A 15,705-nucleotide genomic window follows, 5' to 3' on the forward strand; every position below is an offset into this window, starting at 1 on the left:
GAAGACTCCGGAGGTGTTAACTCTCGTTGCCGAAAGTCATGCGAGTGCTAACTAAATTATTTTCTTTTCTAGAATACTCCTATGGATAGTTGCATTGGTGAACTTCTTTATACAATTCCTTCTAGAGATTTGCCTCACATCATGCTCCGGGCGGGCGGTTGAAACCGTACAGCGACAGCAAGCACACAAACGAAACCTGCCGGGAGCAGGTTACATTTGTATCGATCGATCGCTGAAACTCTAAAAATCTACGCCACGCTTCAAGTCCACCCCTCTGTCAGCGTAATGCTTATGGCAAATCATCTCTGAATGGACGCTGGCAAGGTCAAAATACGCCGGACGATTTAGACAGCGCCCCGTGATAATCACTTCCGTGTCGCGGGGTTTGCGTAGCAGTGCGTCTACGATTGGTTGTTGATCCAGCAGTTCTAAGTCAACCGTGGGATTGAGTTCGTCTAAGATAATTGTCTTATAAAGCCCAGACGCGATCGCTGCCCTAGCAATCTCCCAACCGCGTTCAGCTTCCACATAATCTAGTTCTTGCTGTTGTCCGCGCCAGACAATCGCATCTTGTCCGCAGCGCTGATGATCGACTAAGTTTGGGTAACTTTGTTGCAAAGCTGCGATCGCGGCATCCTCAGTATATCCAGTCCCACCTTTGAGCCACTGCATAATCAGCACTCGGTGCGACTGATCCTGACTAATCCCGCGCCCAATCGCCTGCAATGCTTTACCCAATGCACTGGTAGACTTGCCTTTACCAGCACCCGTGTAGATTTCTATCCCTTGTAAAGGCAGGGAAACCCCGTCCCTACCTTCGGTAATCGGGTGGTGCGGCTTCATCTCAGAGTGCAAATCCGCAATTTCTAGCAGTTGTTGGGGGGCAGCCCGACCTGTAACAATTACTTCCAACTCCTGCGGTTTATGCTTGAGCGTCCGAACCACTTCCTCCACTGGCAACAAACCCAAGTCCAGTAACGGGTTCAGTTCGTCCAGAACTAGGACAGAATAGAGGTCAGATGCGATCGCGCCTTTTGCCACATCCCAACCGCGCTGCGCCTCCTGTCGGTCAAAGCGCGTTATTTCCTCCGCACCAAAAAATTCTGACCGCCCTGTGCGAACTTGGTCAATCAAGTGAGGGAAGCCTTGTTGCAAGGCAGCGATCGCCCCATCTTCATCGTAGGAGCGTCCCGGTCCTTTGAGAAACCGCAACAGCAGCACTCTCGTTGCTAAATCAGTATTAATTCCCAGCCCAATTGAGCGTAACACCACGCCCAGCGCCGCCTGGGACTTTCCCTTCCCTGCCCCATCGTAAACATGAATCTGACCGACGAGACGCTCAGAACGCACTTGAGCCGTGCGAATGCCGATCCCCATTCTACTCATAATTCTCATGAATCTTAGCTGTCACAAACTGTTAACAATAGCAGCTTAGAAGGGTAAAGTGAAAAGAATCAAGAGTAGCCGTTCCACAAAAGCTAAAGTTGAGACTAGGAATAGGTAGTAGGGGATAGGGACTCAATTATCCATCATTCAGTTGTCAGTTCTTTTTTCTCTTCTACTGAGTTATTTCTCGCGCTAAACTACCCACCCCTCTACTTAATTTATGAGTATTTCAAATATGCTTTCTTTACATAAAAGGTTTCTTGATATTCCCAAATTCGCAGGATAATAGAAGTAAAGAACAAGCTGCCATCAACAACATCAAAATTTACGTTTAAACTTAATTAAACAGGTGTCAGAGAGACAACCTTATGCTTGCAAATGTTTTCCCGCTTCAAACGATTTTATTTCAATTTTTATTGCTGTTGGTTGGAATTGCAATTGAATCATTCATTTTATACCGACAATTAAATCTTAGCCAAAGAAGAAGCATTGACTATGCCATTTCGATTAATTTATTTTCAACAATTTTGGGTTGGGTAGTTTTCTTTTATGTACATCCTTGGCTTCCCCGGTCACTGAAATCTCAGTTAATCAGTTATATCTTTTTTGATCGATTCTTTCCATTTGCTCAGTCGTCCAATATTGTAACAGAACTAATCTTAAGTGGCTTTGTTGTCTTCTTTGCCACCTTTATCGTTAAACTAAAAGGATTAGAACTTTTACAAATGTTACTGGAAACACCGTCTTATGGGGAAAGACAAAACCAAGAAAAGTTTAACCTACAAGATTTTCGACTTCTTACTTTTAATTCCAACCCTCTTTTAACTAATACTATTTTTCAGGCTAATATCTACAGTTTTGGGGGATTCGTGTTGCTTCTATTTATTCGGACTCAATTTAGTTAAACTACAAACATTTTTTGAGTTAATCATCTTTTGATAGATGAATTTAAATTTTAGTTGCGACCAATTTATCAAGTTAGGCTTAACTTAATAAAGACTTACAAAGAATATGGCATCAATTCTTGACTTTTTTATTTTCAAATACTTAATCAATACTTTTAAAGTATTATGGAAATCCCTAGCTCCTTCCCGTGCTTATTCCTGGAAAACGTTTATTTATCTCAGTTTCTTTTCTTGGGTGATGTCATTTTTTGCAACTGACTTAGTACATGATATTATCACTCATTGCGGTTGGTTATTTTTAATTATTGGAGTGAGCTGGGCTACAACAGAGAATCCAATAAAAATTTGGGGTATTCCGATTGGTCCTTGGATTACGGGTGCCTTAATCTGTATGTTTTTATTTGGCGATTGGACTGGGAGTATCCCACCGATTGCTTTAATAGTTTGGCCTACGCTTTCATCAGTGATTGCTGTGTTTCCAACCTTTTTTGATGAAAGATTTAGATTAAAAGTACCGGCGCTGCAATTTCGTCAAAGAAGTGTTATTTTGATTGGCAGCAATATGGTAATTAGCTGCTGGATTCAATTTTATTTTATTAGTCAAGATTGGTTAGAACAATATCCTACCTTGCTGTCGGATCATTTTGGGAAAACCACGATGGTATCCCAATCAGCATCTCAATCAACAAGGACTCTTAGAGGTACGGTTATTTTAGAATTTATGGAACCCTTGATCGTACAAGAATTAGAAAATAAACCTTGGTCGGAAGTGGAGCGATGGCTGCTAGAACCACAACCGCGTATAGAAGCACTTCGGGCAGAAGCCGCAAAAAAAATTCCGCTTGTGGAAGAAGATTTTTGGTGGCGTTATACCTATAATATTGGTTCGATTAACTCAGGATACAATTTACAATTACGCGCAATTTGGCAAGGTCCTCGTTCGCAAACCGAAGCATATTATGTGGAAAAAAACTGTCAAATTACTCAAAGCTATCAACCAATAGTAACTGGAGCAAGGACGACGCCTAGCCAGACAGCAGCACAAAATATTGCGGTTGCACAAGTCAATTGTCAGCCTATCAGCGAACTAAAAAGCTATGAATGATGAAGACTCTCTCTAAAACTTATCAATAGAGCTAGGAAGTGGCTGCTCGGGGAAGATAGTTGATCGCATAAAGAATTAACTATTAGTAACAAAAGAGTTATTTTTTATTCGTGCCAAGGATAAAATATAAATCGTTGAGAGAAATCATCAATGATGATTTAGAAGGACGATGAGTTTAAGCACAGTAAAATCGAGGAAAATAAATGTGTTTCGGGCAGCGATCGAGAGTTTAAAGAGAATTTGGGCGATCGCAGTGAATGGGTTTCGGGAAGTCATCCGCGATCGCGTTCTCTATATCATCGGTTTGTTTGCGCTGTTAATGGTGGTGGCGTGGCGGCTGTTGCCGGAAGTGGCAGCAACAACAGAAGATAAAATTCTTAAAGATGTTGGATTAGCAGCAATGGATGTACTGGGAACCATTGTTGCTGTATTTGTCGGGACTGGATTGATTAATAAAGAAATCGAAAAGCGCACTGTCTTAGTGTTAATTCCCAAACCGCTCAGTCGCGCCGAATTTATTATTGGCAAACATCTGGGGCTATCAGCCGTTTTAGGCGTCTCGATCGCAGCGATGACGGCAATTTATCTTGGCATCCTCAGTTTAAGTAAGATTTCTTACCCGCTAGGTAGCATTCTGATTTCGGCGCTGTACTTGTTTTTTAAGCTATCTTTACTGACTGCTGTCGCGTTGATGTTTGGCGTCTTTACAAGTTCGCTGTTAGCGACCTTGTTTACATTTGCAGTGTATTTGATGGGACATTCCAGCCGAGATTTAGTAGAGCTGGGAAAATTAAGTCGGAATGTAGACATCGAACGGATCGTAAATGCTTTATATGTGGTACTGCCAGATTTATCTCGGCTAGACCTCAAAAATCAGGCGGTTTATGGTCTTTTGCCTTCTTCCTCGGCGCTCCTAACCGATGCTTTGTATGGTTTGGTGTATACCGTCCTCCTCTTAGCGATCGCTATCATAATTTTTTCGCGACGTGAGTTTTGAGCTGCCTCGCGATACAAACTAGCTAGAAGAAGCGCGAAAGTAAAAGAAGCAAACCCGTCCCTAATCCTTCGTCCGTTACTCCTTGTTTCCAGCTCGTACTTCGCCTCGTGATGCCACAACTGCAACAAGCTCCGTCCCCAGATGCCCTCCGCCTCTTGATCGTGATAGCTTCAAGCGCGGATGTCGGGCTGATTACAAATCCACTGCGGGAAGCAGATATTGATTTTACTTACGAAATTGCCGCTACATCTGCCGCTTGTCGAGAACAATTGCAGCAAAACACCTACGATGCAGTGTTGTCAGTGCAGCGGAGCGGGGATGCTAGCTCAATGACAGATAGGAAGGCTGGGAGGCAGGGAAAACTAGAAAATTCCCCTTCTCACCCCCTCACAGATGCCCCAAGCTCTTTAGAAGCATTGGAGTTAGTCCAACAATCCGGGCAGTTTATTCCTTTGATTGCGATCGCGCCGGAAGCTGAAATCGCCGATGTTGGCTCAGAACAGATGAAACATCTGCCAGAGATTTTGATGCGATCGCTCCACGAATTTGAACAACACCGAATCGAGCGCGATCGCATTGTCAAAATTCAGCAGCAAGCTCAGCGAGAGGCAATTATCAACCGCATTGTGCAAGCAATGCGAGAAACGCTGGTTCTGGAGGAAGTGCTGCAAACCACCGTCAATTTGCTGCACGAAGCGCTCAACCTCAGTCGGTGTCTAATTTTTCTGCCCGATCCCAATCAACAAATGCAGGCTTGCCTTGCTAGCGAATCTACCCCTCAAAGGCAGAGCCTGATTGGCGTCTATTGCGGCTTCTACTCCTATTACCATTCCTCCCTTGCTCAAGGTGAGCCGCTGATATTCAACCAAATTGACGACCGCATCCCACTCAAACTGCAAGAATTAGCCAGAGAGTATGAAGTTTGCTCCATGCTGACGATGCCGATGTTGTATCAGCAATCCTTGGTGGGGGGGATTAGCCTGCATCAATGTGTTAGCGAACGGCAATGGACAGAAGATGAAATCGCTTTGGTAAGTGCGATCGCGAATCAATGCGCGATCGCCATCCACCAAGCGCAGCTGTTCGCTCAAGTTCAACAACAAGCAACGCGGGAGCGATTGTTAAATAATATCTGTCAGAGCTTAAATTCCAGCCTCGATCCACAATATATTTTGCAGGAAATTGTGAATCTAACTGGAGAGTTCTTCGGCGTTGAGCGAGTCGCTATCTTTGCCTTAGAACCAGAGGAAATTAAGATTCTCAAAGAATGGCGAGTCAGCGAACAAGTGGTTTCCGTCTTGAACCTCAAATTTCCTAGATCGGAAAACCCCGATGTATTAGCTCCTTCCTCTAACTATTCGGTTCATCAAGTTTTTCATGCCCCCAAAATTGCAGACATCCCCTCTTCTCCCAACCGCGAAGAGCAAATTCGGCAGCTACAAATCCTGTCTATGGTAAGAGTGCCAATTTTTATTCGCGGTCAGATTTTTGGTGGCATTTCGTTACAATCCACAACCCGTTACCGAACTTTCACCGAAGACGAAATTCACCTTCTCGAAAGAATTGCTGACCAAGTGGCGATCGCGCTTTACAATGCCCAAAGCTATGAAGCAAGCGAGCAACTTGTCAAAGAACGTACCCAACAATTAGAGCAAGAAAAACAACTCTCAGAAGCCGCGAATCGTGCCAAAAGCGAATTTATCGCTACGATGAGCCACGAACTGCGAACCCCTCTAACTAGCATTTTGGGGCTTTCTCGCTTGCTAGTCGATCAAATCGTGGGACCGCTCAATGACAAACAGCAAGAATACCTCACTTCCATTACATCCGGTGGCGAACATTTATTGGAATTGATTAACGACCTTTTAGATTTATCCATGATTGATGCCGGTCGAGAAGAATTCAGCCTAGAAATCCTGTTAGTGGAGGAAGTTTGTCAGGCGTCCGTTTCCGCCGTGCGCGAACAGGCGCAAAAGAAAGGATTGCAATTAATTGTAGATATTGCCCCAGACATCGCCACCTGCCTAGGCGACCATCACCGCTTGAGGCAGATTTTAGTCAACCTGCTCTCTAATGCGGTGAAATTTACACACTTTGGCTCAGTTACGCTAAAAGTGGAAAAAACCGCAGACACTATCTTATTTTCAGTGATTGACACCGGAATTGGCATCGCCAAAGCCAATCATGCCACCCTCTTTGAACCGTTCCTACAGATAGATAGTGGTTTAAATCGTCAATATGAAGGAACGGGTCTCGGCTTAGCTTTATCCCGCAAACTGGCATTCCTTCATGGCGGCAATATCACCGTAGATTCAGAACTGGGACAAGGCAGCTGCTTTACTTTACACTTACCGATCCAGCCACCAGACGAATTGAATAAAGCTTGAAATTCGTTACGATCTGGAGAGTGCTGAGGACTTAGGACTGAGGACTGAGGGAAGGATGAAAAACTTCTCCCCATCTCCTCTGCACCATTTGGAGAGTGCTGAGGACTTAGGACTGAGGACTGAGGGAAGGATGAAAAACTTCTCCGCATCTCCTCTGCACCATTTGGAGAGTGCTGAGGATTTAGGACTGAGGACTGAGGGAAGGATGAAAAACTTCTCCCCATCTCCTCTGCACCGGAAGCGCCTGAAGCACCTTAAGCACCTTTGCGTCCTCTGTGATTCGATTTTAAACAAACCATGATACAGCAGAAACTTGAGCAACTAAAAACCCTCTTTGCAGAAATGGATCGGGCATTAATTGCCTATTCTGGGGGCGTCGATAGTACCTTGGTTGCCAAGATAGCTTACGACGTTTTGGGCGATCGCGCTTTAGCCGTTACCGCCGTTTCTCCCTCCCTCCTCCCAGAAGAACTCGAAGACGCCCAAATCCAAGCAGCAGCGATTGGAATTGCCCATCAAGTGATACAGACGCACGAAATGGACAATCCTAATTACACCTCGAATCCTGTCAACCGTTGCTATTTTTGTAAAAGCGAACTTCACGACAACCTTAAACCCCTGGCACTTCAACTGGGTTATCCCTATGTTGTAGATGGCGTGAACGCCGACGATTTGGGGGATTATCGTCCGGGAATTCAAGCGGCAAAAGAGAGGGGTGCGCGATCGCCTTTAGCAGAATTAGGCATTACCAAAGCTGAAGTCCGCCAACTTTCTCAACACCTCGGACTTTCCTGGTGGGATAAACCCGCCCAACCTTGCCTAAGTTCCCGCTTCCCCTACGGCGAAGAAATCACCGTCAGCAAGCTGCAACGAGTCGGACGCGCAGAAATCTATCTGCGTAAATTAGGATTAAAAAATCTCCGCGTTCGTTCCGAAGGTGACACCGCCAGAATTGAGTTACCGTCAGAACAAATTAAAGAATTTGTTCTTACCACCGATTTATCCACCCTGGTTTCCGCCTTTCAAGAATTCGGCTTTATTTACGTCACCCTCGATTTAGAAGGCTACCGCAGTGGCAAACTCAATCAGGTGTTACCGCTGGCAGTAAAAGCCTAAAATTCTGGCGTTGTACAAAGTTAAGTTGTACAAAGTTAAATAGATTCTAGGGGATGGGGACGTGTCTACCCCCTCAACGCCGATCGAGATTACGATCCCCCATCCTCTCAAAAGTTGCGATCGCTTCTAGCAACTAAATTAGGTTTTAATACAAATCCATCAACAATAATCACTCATGCCATAAGATAGTAGTTTTCTCGCAGCATGGGCACGACGCCCAAGAGTGCGAACAAATGGCATGAAAGCTTCGGCTTTGTCTACATCATCTTCGATCGAGAACGAGCGATCGCTCTGACAAGCAGAATCAGCTTGGAATCGGGAAGTATTGTACGTCAAAGTCTGACTTCTCAATTTACAACTCAACCAAAAAGTAGGGGTACCTGATTGCCGTACCCTTAAAATTGAAATATACGAGGCGAAGTGCGGCGACGATACTACCCGATTATAAGCTTAGGCAAAAAGGCAATTCCTGCCAAACAACGATTCCTCATGAGTTAGCTGTGTGGCAACCAATGGAGGGCAAGGCTAGGGCAATGCATAAACTTTCAGAAATGGTATATTCGACTGTATTTTGGTTGATTTCCGGCTTACTTGTGTGGCTGGTAGTTCTGCCCGCAGCACTCATTACTTTACCCATTATCTTACTGGGAAAAGTAGTCAAACAGCTACTTTTCAAGATACCTCAACAAAATCTGACAGAGGTCGAAATCTTATTAGAAAATCACTCCGAACAGAAACCTAAAAATGCAGGAGAATCGCTTTTGACTTCGTTGCTCATGACAACGCTTGTGGGAGTGCCCGCTCTACTCGCATCAGCCATTTCTTTGCAGCCAATGAGAGTTATTAAAAGAGAAACAGAACTTACCCCAAAGCCTCCGCTACAGCCAACAACAGCACAGACAACCTCATGGATAGAGACTGAGGAAAGTGAAACTTAAACTAGAAAGGCATCAGTGACATTGCCAGACACAGAAAAAATGCTAGGCATCTTATAAATTGGAAAGTCCGGTTTGAGGTAAGGAACCCGGCATTTCCTGTAGGAGCATGGCACAAAAATGCTCTACTCAAAATCTCTTATATTTATTAAAATTTTGTGCAGCAAATTTAAATAACTTACTCAACTATCTAACCATCACCAAGTCACTTTTCCATCTTAGTTGGTTGATTACAGAGCCTTCAGTCATTTTATAATCAGCCAAGGAAAGTATGCGATCGCTCGAAAAAATGGGATTAAAACTTGAAAGCGTCATTCCTTGGGGACGTTCCCTGGCAGAATACATCAGGATGTTCAACTTAACGCCTGACGACCTCCAGTTAAAAATTCTAGATTGTGGCGGTGGCCCTGCCAGCTTCAATATTGAGATGACACGCCTAGGCTACAACGTCATCTCTTGCGATCCGGTGTATCAGTTTTCCAACCACGAAATTCGAGAACGTATCCAGAAAACCTATCAAAAAGTGATTGATGGACTCCAAGCCAACCTCGATAGCTACGTTTGGCACGAGATCCAGTCACCAGAAGATTTAGGGCAAATTCGGATGTCAGCCATGCAGCAATTTTTAGAAGATTTTCCACAAGGAATTCAACAAGGACGCTATTTAACCGCTGAGTTACCTGTTTTACCCTTCAAGACTCAGCAGTTCGATTTAGCCTTATGCAGTCACTTGTTGTTCACCTATTCGGATTTCTTCTCAGAAGATTTCCACCTCGCCTCCATTGTGGAATTGTGCCGTGTTGCTGCTGCGGTACGGGTTTTTCCTCTCTTAAATGTTTCTGGAGAGGCGTCGCCAGTCCTTCAGCCAGTAATGGAGAAATTAAAAGCGCAAGGCTACAGTGTAGAAATTCAGCCAGTACCCTACGAATTCCAAAAAGACGGCAATCAAATGTTGCAGATAAAGTCAGTCGTGTAAATATGTACTGCAATCTGTCGCTCCTTTGAACCTAGATGATTCAAGAAGGCGAAATCCCCGACTTCTTTAAGAAGTCGGGGATCTGAAGGGCTAGTATTTCACAATTTAAATAGGATTGCTGTATATGCCTGCTACACATCATGCAGGTTAGCGGTAATGGATAAAAGGTCATACGATAACGTGAAATGGTATAAGAAACACTTTTTTCTCTAATTACCTATTCCCAAAAACCGATGAGTCGCGCATTTAAAGGGAAATACTCAAAAGGAGATACTATTTTTTCAAAAAAAAAGTTTCAGGGTGTTCTTATTGAAAAGAACACCCTGAATTAGGTTAATTATTTATTTAGCAGCCTTTGATATATCAAATAAAGCTGCTACACCACTATGCAAGCGAGATAATACAAAAAACTAACTCTAGCCGGTTAACTTTAGCTCAAACCTAGCTCAGCGAGGCACCGCTGCGGTCGTAGCTAGAGCGGAAGCTTGGGTGTGGTTGTCCTTGAATGTGATTCCAGTATTCAGATGATTCAACATCTAGACCCACTTCAGCAGCGGCGCGACCCAGCATAGACTGCTGACGGTTCTTGATGAGGTGATGATGACGCATCATGAGGGCGCGAGCTTGTTCTTGAGTAGACATACCAGGTTTCTCCGTACTGCTTCAGTGATGTTTGACTAACTTATTTTCTCTTACCTATTTAATATAACAGAAAATTCTGTATCTAAATTTACAAAATGCTTTTAAAAACAAAACTTTACAAAAAAATTAAGGTTAGGTGCGGCACTCATCCGATAGAGCGATTCTAAATGAGGAAAAAATCGGAATTGCTGATTCCAATTTTGCATAGGGGATAATAGCCAGACGCAGAAACTGTAAAATTTGACAAACATCCTGAAAGTTTAAACGGCTACATCCCCCAAAAGTGTGATTTAGTAGTTGCCTTGGGCAGGCTAAAAGCATCATGGATGATGTGGAGTTCGTGCGCCAATCAAAAACCAAAAGAGACAGCCGACCAGGAGATAAAAAAATGGCTACCCCCTGTCACATTCTTGTAGAAGGCAACCCGGTCATCATCTATGCTTCCCGGAATGGCAGCCCTAAAAAAGTTTTGCCTATCCTCAATCGCTTTTTAGAGAAGTTTTGGCAAGAGAGAGAAACCTGCGGAGAATACTGCGATACACCTGGGTGCTTAGTGGCTCAGATTCTGGTTCGCTTTGGCTACGAGATATGCGAAGATGATTTTTCTAACCTGCGAGTGGGAGTGAATTTTGACTCAGCGGTGGAATACATCTACTGGGTTTCTTTGGATTACAAAGTGAGTATCTGGGTTCCAGAGGTGTCCTACCGCAATAATCCCTCTTTGGGACTGCAAGGCTGTCGCCAGGATCTCGTTTTGAGTACTCTCTAAATACCGCGTGCGCGATCGCACATTTTGTCTGCATTTTATTATTTGCACTCCTCACCCCCATTCCTGACCTGGCTGCACGCCAGATAACAGCGAAAACGACTAATCTGTATACAGATGGATAAGACCCACAAACTCACAAATGTGGGCTTTCTTCAGCCGATTTTGATAAGCAGATAACTATCTAGCCGCCTAAAAGATACACATATTATGTTCGACGCACTTGCTGAACGCTTAGAATCTGCCTGGAAAAGCCTGCGGGGTCAGGACAAAATTTCCCAATCCAACATTCAAGATGCCCTGAAGGAGGTGCGTCGCGCTTTATTGGAGGCGGATGTCAATCTCCAGGTCGTCAAAGATTTTATTGCCGATGTTGAAACCAAGGCACAGGGAGCCGAGGTCCTTTCCGGCGTGCGCCCCGACCAGCAGTTCATCAAAATTGTTTACGATGAGCTAGTCCAGGTGATGGGGGAAACTAACGTCCCCCTGGCTTCAGTAGATAAGCCGCCCACGATTGTACTGATGGCTGGCTTGCAGGGAACGGGTAAAACCACAGCCACCGCAAAGCTAGCTTTGTACCTACGCAAGCAAAATCGCAGTACTTTGCTAGTCGCAACCGACATCTATCGCCCAGCCGCCATCGATCAGCTAGTGACGTTGGGACAGCAAATTGAGGTGCCAGTGTTTGAACTCGGCACAAATGCTAACCCGGTAGAGATTGCGCGGCAAGGGGTTGAGCGAGCTAAGGCAGACGGCATAGATACAGTCATTATTGATACTGCCGGACGCCTCCAGATTGACCAGGACATGATGGCGGAATTAGCCCGCATCAAACAAACCGTCCAGCCGCACGAGACACTGCTGGTGGTGGATGCCATGACCGGGCAAGAAGCGGCGAATCTCACCCGAACTTTCCACGAACAAATTGGGATCACGGGTGCCATTTTGACGAAGCTGGATGGCGATAGTCGCGGCGGTGCAGCGCTATCAGTGCGACGGATTTCCGGTCAGCCGATTAAATTTGTCGGCGTCGGAGAAAAAGTCGAGGCGCTGCAACCGTTTTATCCAGAGCGCATGGCTTCCCGAATTCTGGGCATGGGAGACGTGATCTCCTTTGTGGAAAAAGCCCAGGAGGAAATAGACCTGGCAGATGCCGAGAAGATGCAGGAAAAAATGCTCTCGGCTAAGTTTGACTTCAGCGATTTTCTCAAGCAGATGCGGCTGCTGAAGAATATGGGTTCTCTGGGGGGAATCCTGAAGATGATTCCAGGGATGAATAAGATTTCCGACGAACAGTTGCGCCAAGGAGAAACCCAGCTAAAGCGGGCTGAGGCGATGATTAATTCTATGACGAAGGAAGAACGCCAAAACCCAGACTTATTAGCGAAGTCTCCCAGTCGTCGTCGCCGGATTGCTCGCGGTGCTGGCTATCAGGAGACGGATGTCAGCAAGCTGGTAACTGATTTCACAAAAATGAGAACCGTCATGCAGCAAATGGGTCAAGGCGGTTTCCCCGGTATGCCCGGAATGGGCGGTATGCCCGGAATGGGTGGTGGCAATCGTCCTTCTCAAGCCGGTTGGCGGGGCTACGCCCAAGGAAGTCCCGGCAAGAAAAAGAAAAAGGAGAAAAAGAAGAAAGGCTTCGGCACTCTCTAGCTGGAACCGTTAATCCAATTAGCTTTTAGCTTGGAGGGGTAGAACTTGATGCCAAAAAATGGTACAATCAATGACTCTGCGTCTAAAGTCTAAAAGCTAATCGCTAAAGAGCTGATAGCTTAAAATCCAAACAGGAACATTCTTCATCAACATGATCAAACTGCGATTAAAGAGATACGGCAAAAAGCGGGAAGCTAGCTACCGGATTGTGGTAATGCAAAGCACTTCCCGCCGCGATGGGCGTCCTTTGGAAGAACTGGGCTTTTACAACCCCAGAACCGATGAAGTCAGACTAAAGGTGCCAGAAATCCAACTGCGCCTCCAACAGGGAGCGCAACCTACGCCAACGGTGCGCCGGATTCTTCAAAAAGCTAATGTCTTGGAACAAGTCAGTGCCCCAACTACCGCATGAGTCCGAGTTGGATTCCCCAGATTCAACCAGCCAGCCTGTAAGGTCATCCCACGGGAGTTCCCTACCGGATTATGCTGCTCTGGTGAAATTTTTGGTGCAGCCGTTTTTAGAATCACCAAAATTGCTGAGCGTGGACTGCGAAATGTCGCAGGGAAATACTAAAGCGTGGGTGCGGCTGGCTTTTGAAGGCGAAGATAAGGGAAGAGTTTTTGGTCGGGGAGGACGTAATATTCAGGCAATTCGGACGGTGATTGAAGCGGCTGCGAAAGCTGCCAATCAATCTGTCTACCTGGACATCTATGGGAGTTCGGCGCGATCGCTTGAAAGTACGTCAGGAAGTCCAGAAGTTGCGAAAAAAGATCCACCCCGCCGGTCTTCCCCAGTATCTGCTCCCAAATTCCGCTCCCGTTAAAACTTTAGACGGTTAGCATTGAGGAGGTGATGGATCGCCTCCGATTATGAATATCTCCTAAGTAAATCGCCTGTTATCTTTGGCAAAGGGGGCTATCAGCTTAGTATTGGTACTAACCAAAAGCTAGGGTTGATGGTTAACTTAAGCAAAAAACAGCGAGTGGCTGCAAGTCCGTTTGGTTGAACACAAGTTGATTAACTCGGCGTGAAGATGCAATCAACCAGAAAATCTAGCGATGCGGAATTTTCTGGGGTTAAATCTTGCCAACGGTACGAAAAGCCGAGTATTCGTCGAAAGCGGAAGCCTCCCGTCAGCGCCTACGCTCTCATTGAGGATCTGTAGCCAATTAAATTGGGACGCCTGAGCTGTTATGGAAAGTCATATATCGGGCGTCTTTTCGCATCAAAGGGACGGATTTTACTAATTAATTCCGTCCTCTCACCGACGAATGCTGTAAACTCGCCCATAATATTACGATGACCGAGGCATTTAAAACAATACATCTACCAAATGCTAATAGCGCGATCGCTTTAGCAGGCGATCGCGAAGAAAACCTCAAAACCCTGGCAAAAACGACTGGCGCGGTTCTTGTGTTGCGGGGTCAAGAACTGATGGTTTCTGGGACTCCTAAACAAGTAGACCGCACCAACGATCTGGTGAACGCCCTCAAACCTTTCTGGAAAGACGGGAAGCGGATCTCCAAAGTAGATATCCGCACGGCTTGCCAAGCCCTGGATACGGGACGCCAGGTGGAATGGCAAGCAATGCAAGAGGAAGTTCTAGCACGAAACCGTCGCGGCGAAGAAATTCGAGCTAAAACATTTCCTCAGTTGCAGTATATCCAAGCAGTACGCACCCACGACCTCACCTTCTGCATTGGCCCAGCAGGTACCGGCAAAACCTACCTAGCAGCCGTTCTGGCAGTTCAGGCGCTGCTTTCCGATCAGTACGAACGACTGATTCTCACCCGTCCAGCAGTGGAAGCTGGGGAAAAATTGGGCTTTTTGCCTGGGGACTTACAGCAGAAAATTGACCCGTTTCTGCGTCCCCTTTATGACGCGCTCTATGAATTTATCGATACAGATAAAATTCCCAGTTTGATGGAACGCGGGGTGATTGAAGTTGCTCCCCTGGCTTATATGCGGGGTCGAACTCTCAACAACTCCTTTGTAATTGTGGATGAAGCCCAGAACACCACCCCAGCACAGATGAAAATGGTGCTGACTCGCCTAGGGTTTCGTTCTCGCATGGTTGTCACGGGTGACATTACCCAGACCGATTTACCACTCAACCAACAATCTGGGTTAGCCGTTGCCCAAAAAATTCTCCAACGGGTTGAAGGCATTGCCTTCTGCAATCTCTCCAAAACTGATGTTGTCCGCAATCCGTTAGTTGAGCGAATTGTAGCGGCATACGAAAATGATGCGTTGTGAGGGATGAGTGAGGAGAACTCTTCGGATTTTCTAACCAGGAGAATGTCGGTTCGCAAACTATTTGAAAATTTGCTCGCAGTTCTCTACCCAAACAATCAGGGAAGAAGTTCTCGAATGCGTGCGTCGAGAGTAAAGATAAAACTAGAAAATTTTGCCTTTTTCAGCAGCTGATAGAGGTAAAAAAAGTAAAAGAATGAACGATACCACAGTGCTATTTCGTCCAGTGGGTCAAAAAGAGCTAGATTTGCTCCGACAAAGCGGTTATAGTGCCTTTCCACCTCGGCTTCCCTTCCAACCAATTTTTTATCCGGTGCTAACGGAGGCGTATGCCGTGCAGATTGCTAGAGATTGGAACACAAAAGATGAAGCTTCTGGCTGTGTAGGTTATGTCACCCGCTTTTATGTGAAAACGGAATTTCTAGCGAAGTATGACGTGCAGACAGTGGGGAGTTCTCAACACCAAGAGTATTGGATACCAGCGGAGGATTTAGCAGAGTTCAACCAAAATATCGTCGGGAAGATCGAAGCGATCGCTGAATTTCAAGCCAAACCAGAAACCGCACTATAAAATGCTTCT

16 protein-coding genes are annotated in these 15,705 nt (G+C 45.6%); 13 read left to right on the plus strand and 3 right to left on the minus strand.

What is annotated here, in order from left to right; all coding sequences use genetic code 11:
- Positions 1 to 240: 240 nt before the first annotated feature.
- Complete coding sequence (locus H6F52_RS07265; protein ID WP_190413257.1) at positions 241 to 1,386, minus strand: cob(I)yrinic acid a,c-diamide adenosyltransferase; 1,146 nt, start codon at positions 1,384 to 1,386, stop codon at positions 241 to 243.
- A 368-nt stretch (positions 1,387 to 1,754) separates the two neighbouring features.
- Here H6F52_RS07265 and fraC point away from each other — a divergent pair, with 368 nt between their 5' ends.
- The 5 genes from fraC (at position 1,755) to larE (ending at position 7,896) form a co-directional block, all read left to right on the plus strand.
- Positions 1,755 to 2,291 carry a filament integrity protein FraC gene (gene fraC / locus H6F52_RS07270; protein WP_190430429.1) on the plus strand — a complete coding sequence of 179 codons (537 nt, stop codon included), beginning with the start codon at positions 1,755 to 1,757 and terminating at the stop codon, positions 2,289 to 2,291.
- 106 nt (positions 2,292 to 2,397) lie between these two features.
- Positions 2,398 to 3,396 carry a DUF5357 family protein gene (locus H6F52_RS07275; protein ID WP_190533209.1) on the plus strand — a complete coding sequence of 333 codons (999 nt, stop codon included), beginning with the start codon at positions 2,398 to 2,400 and terminating at the stop codon, positions 3,394 to 3,396.
- Positions 3,397 to 3,565: 169 nt separating this feature from the next.
- Entirely contained in the window at positions 3,566 to 4,393 is an 828-nt protein-coding gene (locus H6F52_RS07280) for an ABC transporter permease (protein ID WP_190430431.1), read from the plus strand.
- Between the two features lie 110 nt (positions 4,394 to 4,503).
- Positions 4,504 to 6,780: a GAF domain-containing protein gene (locus tag H6F52_RS07285; RefSeq protein ID WP_190533212.1), complete on the plus strand. Its 2,277-nt coding sequence runs from the start codon at positions 4,504 to 4,506 to the stop codon at positions 6,778 to 6,780.
- A gap of 297 nt (positions 6,781 to 7,077) precedes the next feature.
- Complete coding sequence (gene larE / locus H6F52_RS07290) at positions 7,078 to 7,896, plus strand: ATP-dependent sacrificial sulfur transferase LarE (RefSeq protein ID WP_190533215.1); 819 nt, start codon at positions 7,078 to 7,080, stop codon at positions 7,894 to 7,896.
- Between the two features lie 159 nt (positions 7,897 to 8,055).
- On the opposite strand, the gene H6F52_RS07295 is transcribed toward larE, so the two are convergent.
- Complete coding sequence (locus H6F52_RS07295; protein WP_190413240.1) at positions 8,056 to 8,232, minus strand: hypothetical protein; 177 nt, start codon at positions 8,230 to 8,232, stop codon at positions 8,056 to 8,058.
- A 197-nt stretch (positions 8,233 to 8,429) separates the two neighbouring features.
- On the opposite strand from H6F52_RS07295, the gene H6F52_RS07300 reads away from it, so the two are divergent.
- Together H6F52_RS07300 and H6F52_RS07305 are read left to right on the plus strand one after the other, a co-directional pair.
- Positions 8,430 to 8,834, plus strand: a complete 405-nt coding sequence (locus H6F52_RS07300) for a hypothetical protein (protein WP_190413238.1) — start codon at positions 8,430 to 8,432, stop codon at positions 8,832 to 8,834.
- 286 nt (positions 8,835 to 9,120) lie between these two features.
- On the plus strand, positions 9,121 to 9,807 hold the full coding sequence (locus H6F52_RS07305) for an SAM-dependent methyltransferase (protein WP_190437652.1): 687 nt from the start codon (positions 9,121 to 9,123) through the stop codon (positions 9,805 to 9,807).
- 441 nt (positions 9,808 to 10,248) lie between these two features.
- Here the strand turns inward: H6F52_RS07305 and H6F52_RS07310 are convergent, their stop codons facing one another.
- Positions 10,249 to 10,449: a hypothetical protein gene (locus H6F52_RS07310; RefSeq protein ID WP_190413235.1), complete on the minus strand. Its 201-nt coding sequence runs from the start codon at positions 10,447 to 10,449 to the stop codon at positions 10,249 to 10,251.
- Positions 10,450 to 10,837: 388 nt separating this feature from the next.
- On the opposite strand from H6F52_RS07310, the gene H6F52_RS07315 reads away from it, so the two are divergent.
- From H6F52_RS07315 to H6F52_RS07340, 6 genes are all read left to right on the plus strand, one after another.
- Positions 10,838 to 11,218: a histidine kinase gene (locus H6F52_RS07315; protein ID WP_190430189.1), complete on the plus strand. Its 381-nt coding sequence runs from the start codon at positions 10,838 to 10,840 to the stop codon at positions 11,216 to 11,218.
- A gap of 207 nt (positions 11,219 to 11,425) precedes the next feature.
- Positions 11,426 to 12,871: a signal recognition particle protein gene (gene ffh / locus H6F52_RS07320; protein ID WP_190533219.1), complete on the plus strand. Its 1,446-nt coding sequence runs from the start codon at positions 11,426 to 11,428 to the stop codon at positions 12,869 to 12,871.
- Positions 12,872 to 13,022: 151 nt separating this feature from the next.
- A complete protein-coding gene (gene rpsP / locus H6F52_RS07325; RefSeq protein ID WP_190533223.1) occupies positions 13,023 to 13,283 on the plus strand; it encodes a 30S ribosomal protein S16 in 261 nt (86 codons plus the stop codon).
- Entirely contained in the window at positions 13,246 to 13,695 is a 450-nt protein-coding gene (locus tag H6F52_RS07330) for a KH domain-containing protein (RefSeq protein ID WP_190413227.1), read from the plus strand. Before rpsP ends, H6F52_RS07330 begins: the two co-directional genes overlap by 38 nt.
- Positions 13,696 to 14,171: 476 nt before the next feature.
- Positions 14,172 to 15,128 carry a PhoH family protein gene (locus H6F52_RS07335; protein ID WP_190437647.1) on the plus strand — a complete coding sequence of 319 codons (957 nt, stop codon included), beginning with the start codon at positions 14,172 to 14,174 and terminating at the stop codon, positions 15,126 to 15,128.
- 193 nt (positions 15,129 to 15,321) lie between these two features.
- Positions 15,322 to 15,696 (plus strand): hypothetical protein, encoded by a 375-nt coding sequence (locus H6F52_RS07340; protein WP_190533226.1) that lies wholly within the window; start codon positions 15,322 to 15,324, stop codon positions 15,694 to 15,696.
- Positions 15,697 to 15,705 lie beyond the last annotated feature (9 nt).

It is taken from the genome of Coleofasciculus sp. FACHB-542 (genome assembly GCF_014695825.1).
Classification (GTDB): Bacteria; Cyanobacteriota; Cyanobacteriia; order Cyanobacteriales; family FACHB-T130; genus FACHB-T130.

Bases quoted from the DNA above. Each gene is read 5' to 3' on its own strand.
- H6F52_RS07265 (WP_190413257.1), bottom strand. From the start codon at position 1,386: ATGAGTAGAATGGGGATCGGCATTCGCACGGCTCAAGTGCGTTCTGAG.
- fraC (WP_190430429.1), top strand. From the start codon at position 1,755: ATGCTTGCAAATGTTTTCCCGCTTCAAACGATTTTATTTCAATTTTTA.
- H6F52_RS07275 (WP_190533209.1), top strand. From the start codon at position 2,398: ATGGCATCAATTCTTGACTTTTTTATTTTCAAATACTTAATCAATACT.
- H6F52_RS07280 (WP_190430431.1), top strand. From the start codon at position 3,566: ATGAGTTTAAGCACAGTAAAATCGAGGAAAATAAATGTGTTTCGGGCA.
- H6F52_RS07285 (WP_190533212.1), top strand. From the start codon at position 4,504: ATGCCACAACTGCAACAAGCTCCGTCCCCAGATGCCCTCCGCCTCTTG.
- larE (WP_190533215.1), top strand. From the start codon at position 7,078: ATGATACAGCAGAAACTTGAGCAACTAAAAACCCTCTTTGCAGAAATG.
- H6F52_RS07300 (WP_190413238.1), top strand. From the start codon at position 8,430: ATGCATAAACTTTCAGAAATGGTATATTCGACTGTATTTTGGTTGATT.
- H6F52_RS07305 (WP_190437652.1), top strand. From the start codon at position 9,121: ATGGGATTAAAACTTGAAAGCGTCATTCCTTGGGGACGTTCCCTGGCA.
- H6F52_RS07310 (WP_190413235.1), bottom strand. From the start codon at position 10,449: ATGTCTACTCAAGAACAAGCTCGCGCCCTCATGATGCGTCATCATCAC.
- H6F52_RS07315 (WP_190430189.1), top strand. From the start codon at position 10,838: ATGGCTACCCCCTGTCACATTCTTGTAGAAGGCAACCCGGTCATCATC.
- ffh (WP_190533219.1), top strand. From the start codon at position 11,426: ATGTTCGACGCACTTGCTGAACGCTTAGAATCTGCCTGGAAAAGCCTG.
- rpsP (WP_190533223.1), top strand. From the start codon at position 13,023: ATGATCAAACTGCGATTAAAGAGATACGGCAAAAAGCGGGAAGCTAGC.
- H6F52_RS07330 (WP_190413227.1), top strand. From the start codon at position 13,246: ATGTCTTGGAACAAGTCAGTGCCCCAACTACCGCATGAGTCCGAGTTG.
- H6F52_RS07335 (WP_190437647.1), top strand. From the start codon at position 14,172: ATGACCGAGGCATTTAAAACAATACATCTACCAAATGCTAATAGCGCG.
- H6F52_RS07340 (WP_190533226.1), top strand. From the start codon at position 15,322: ATGAACGATACCACAGTGCTATTTCGTCCAGTGGGTCAAAAAGAGCTA.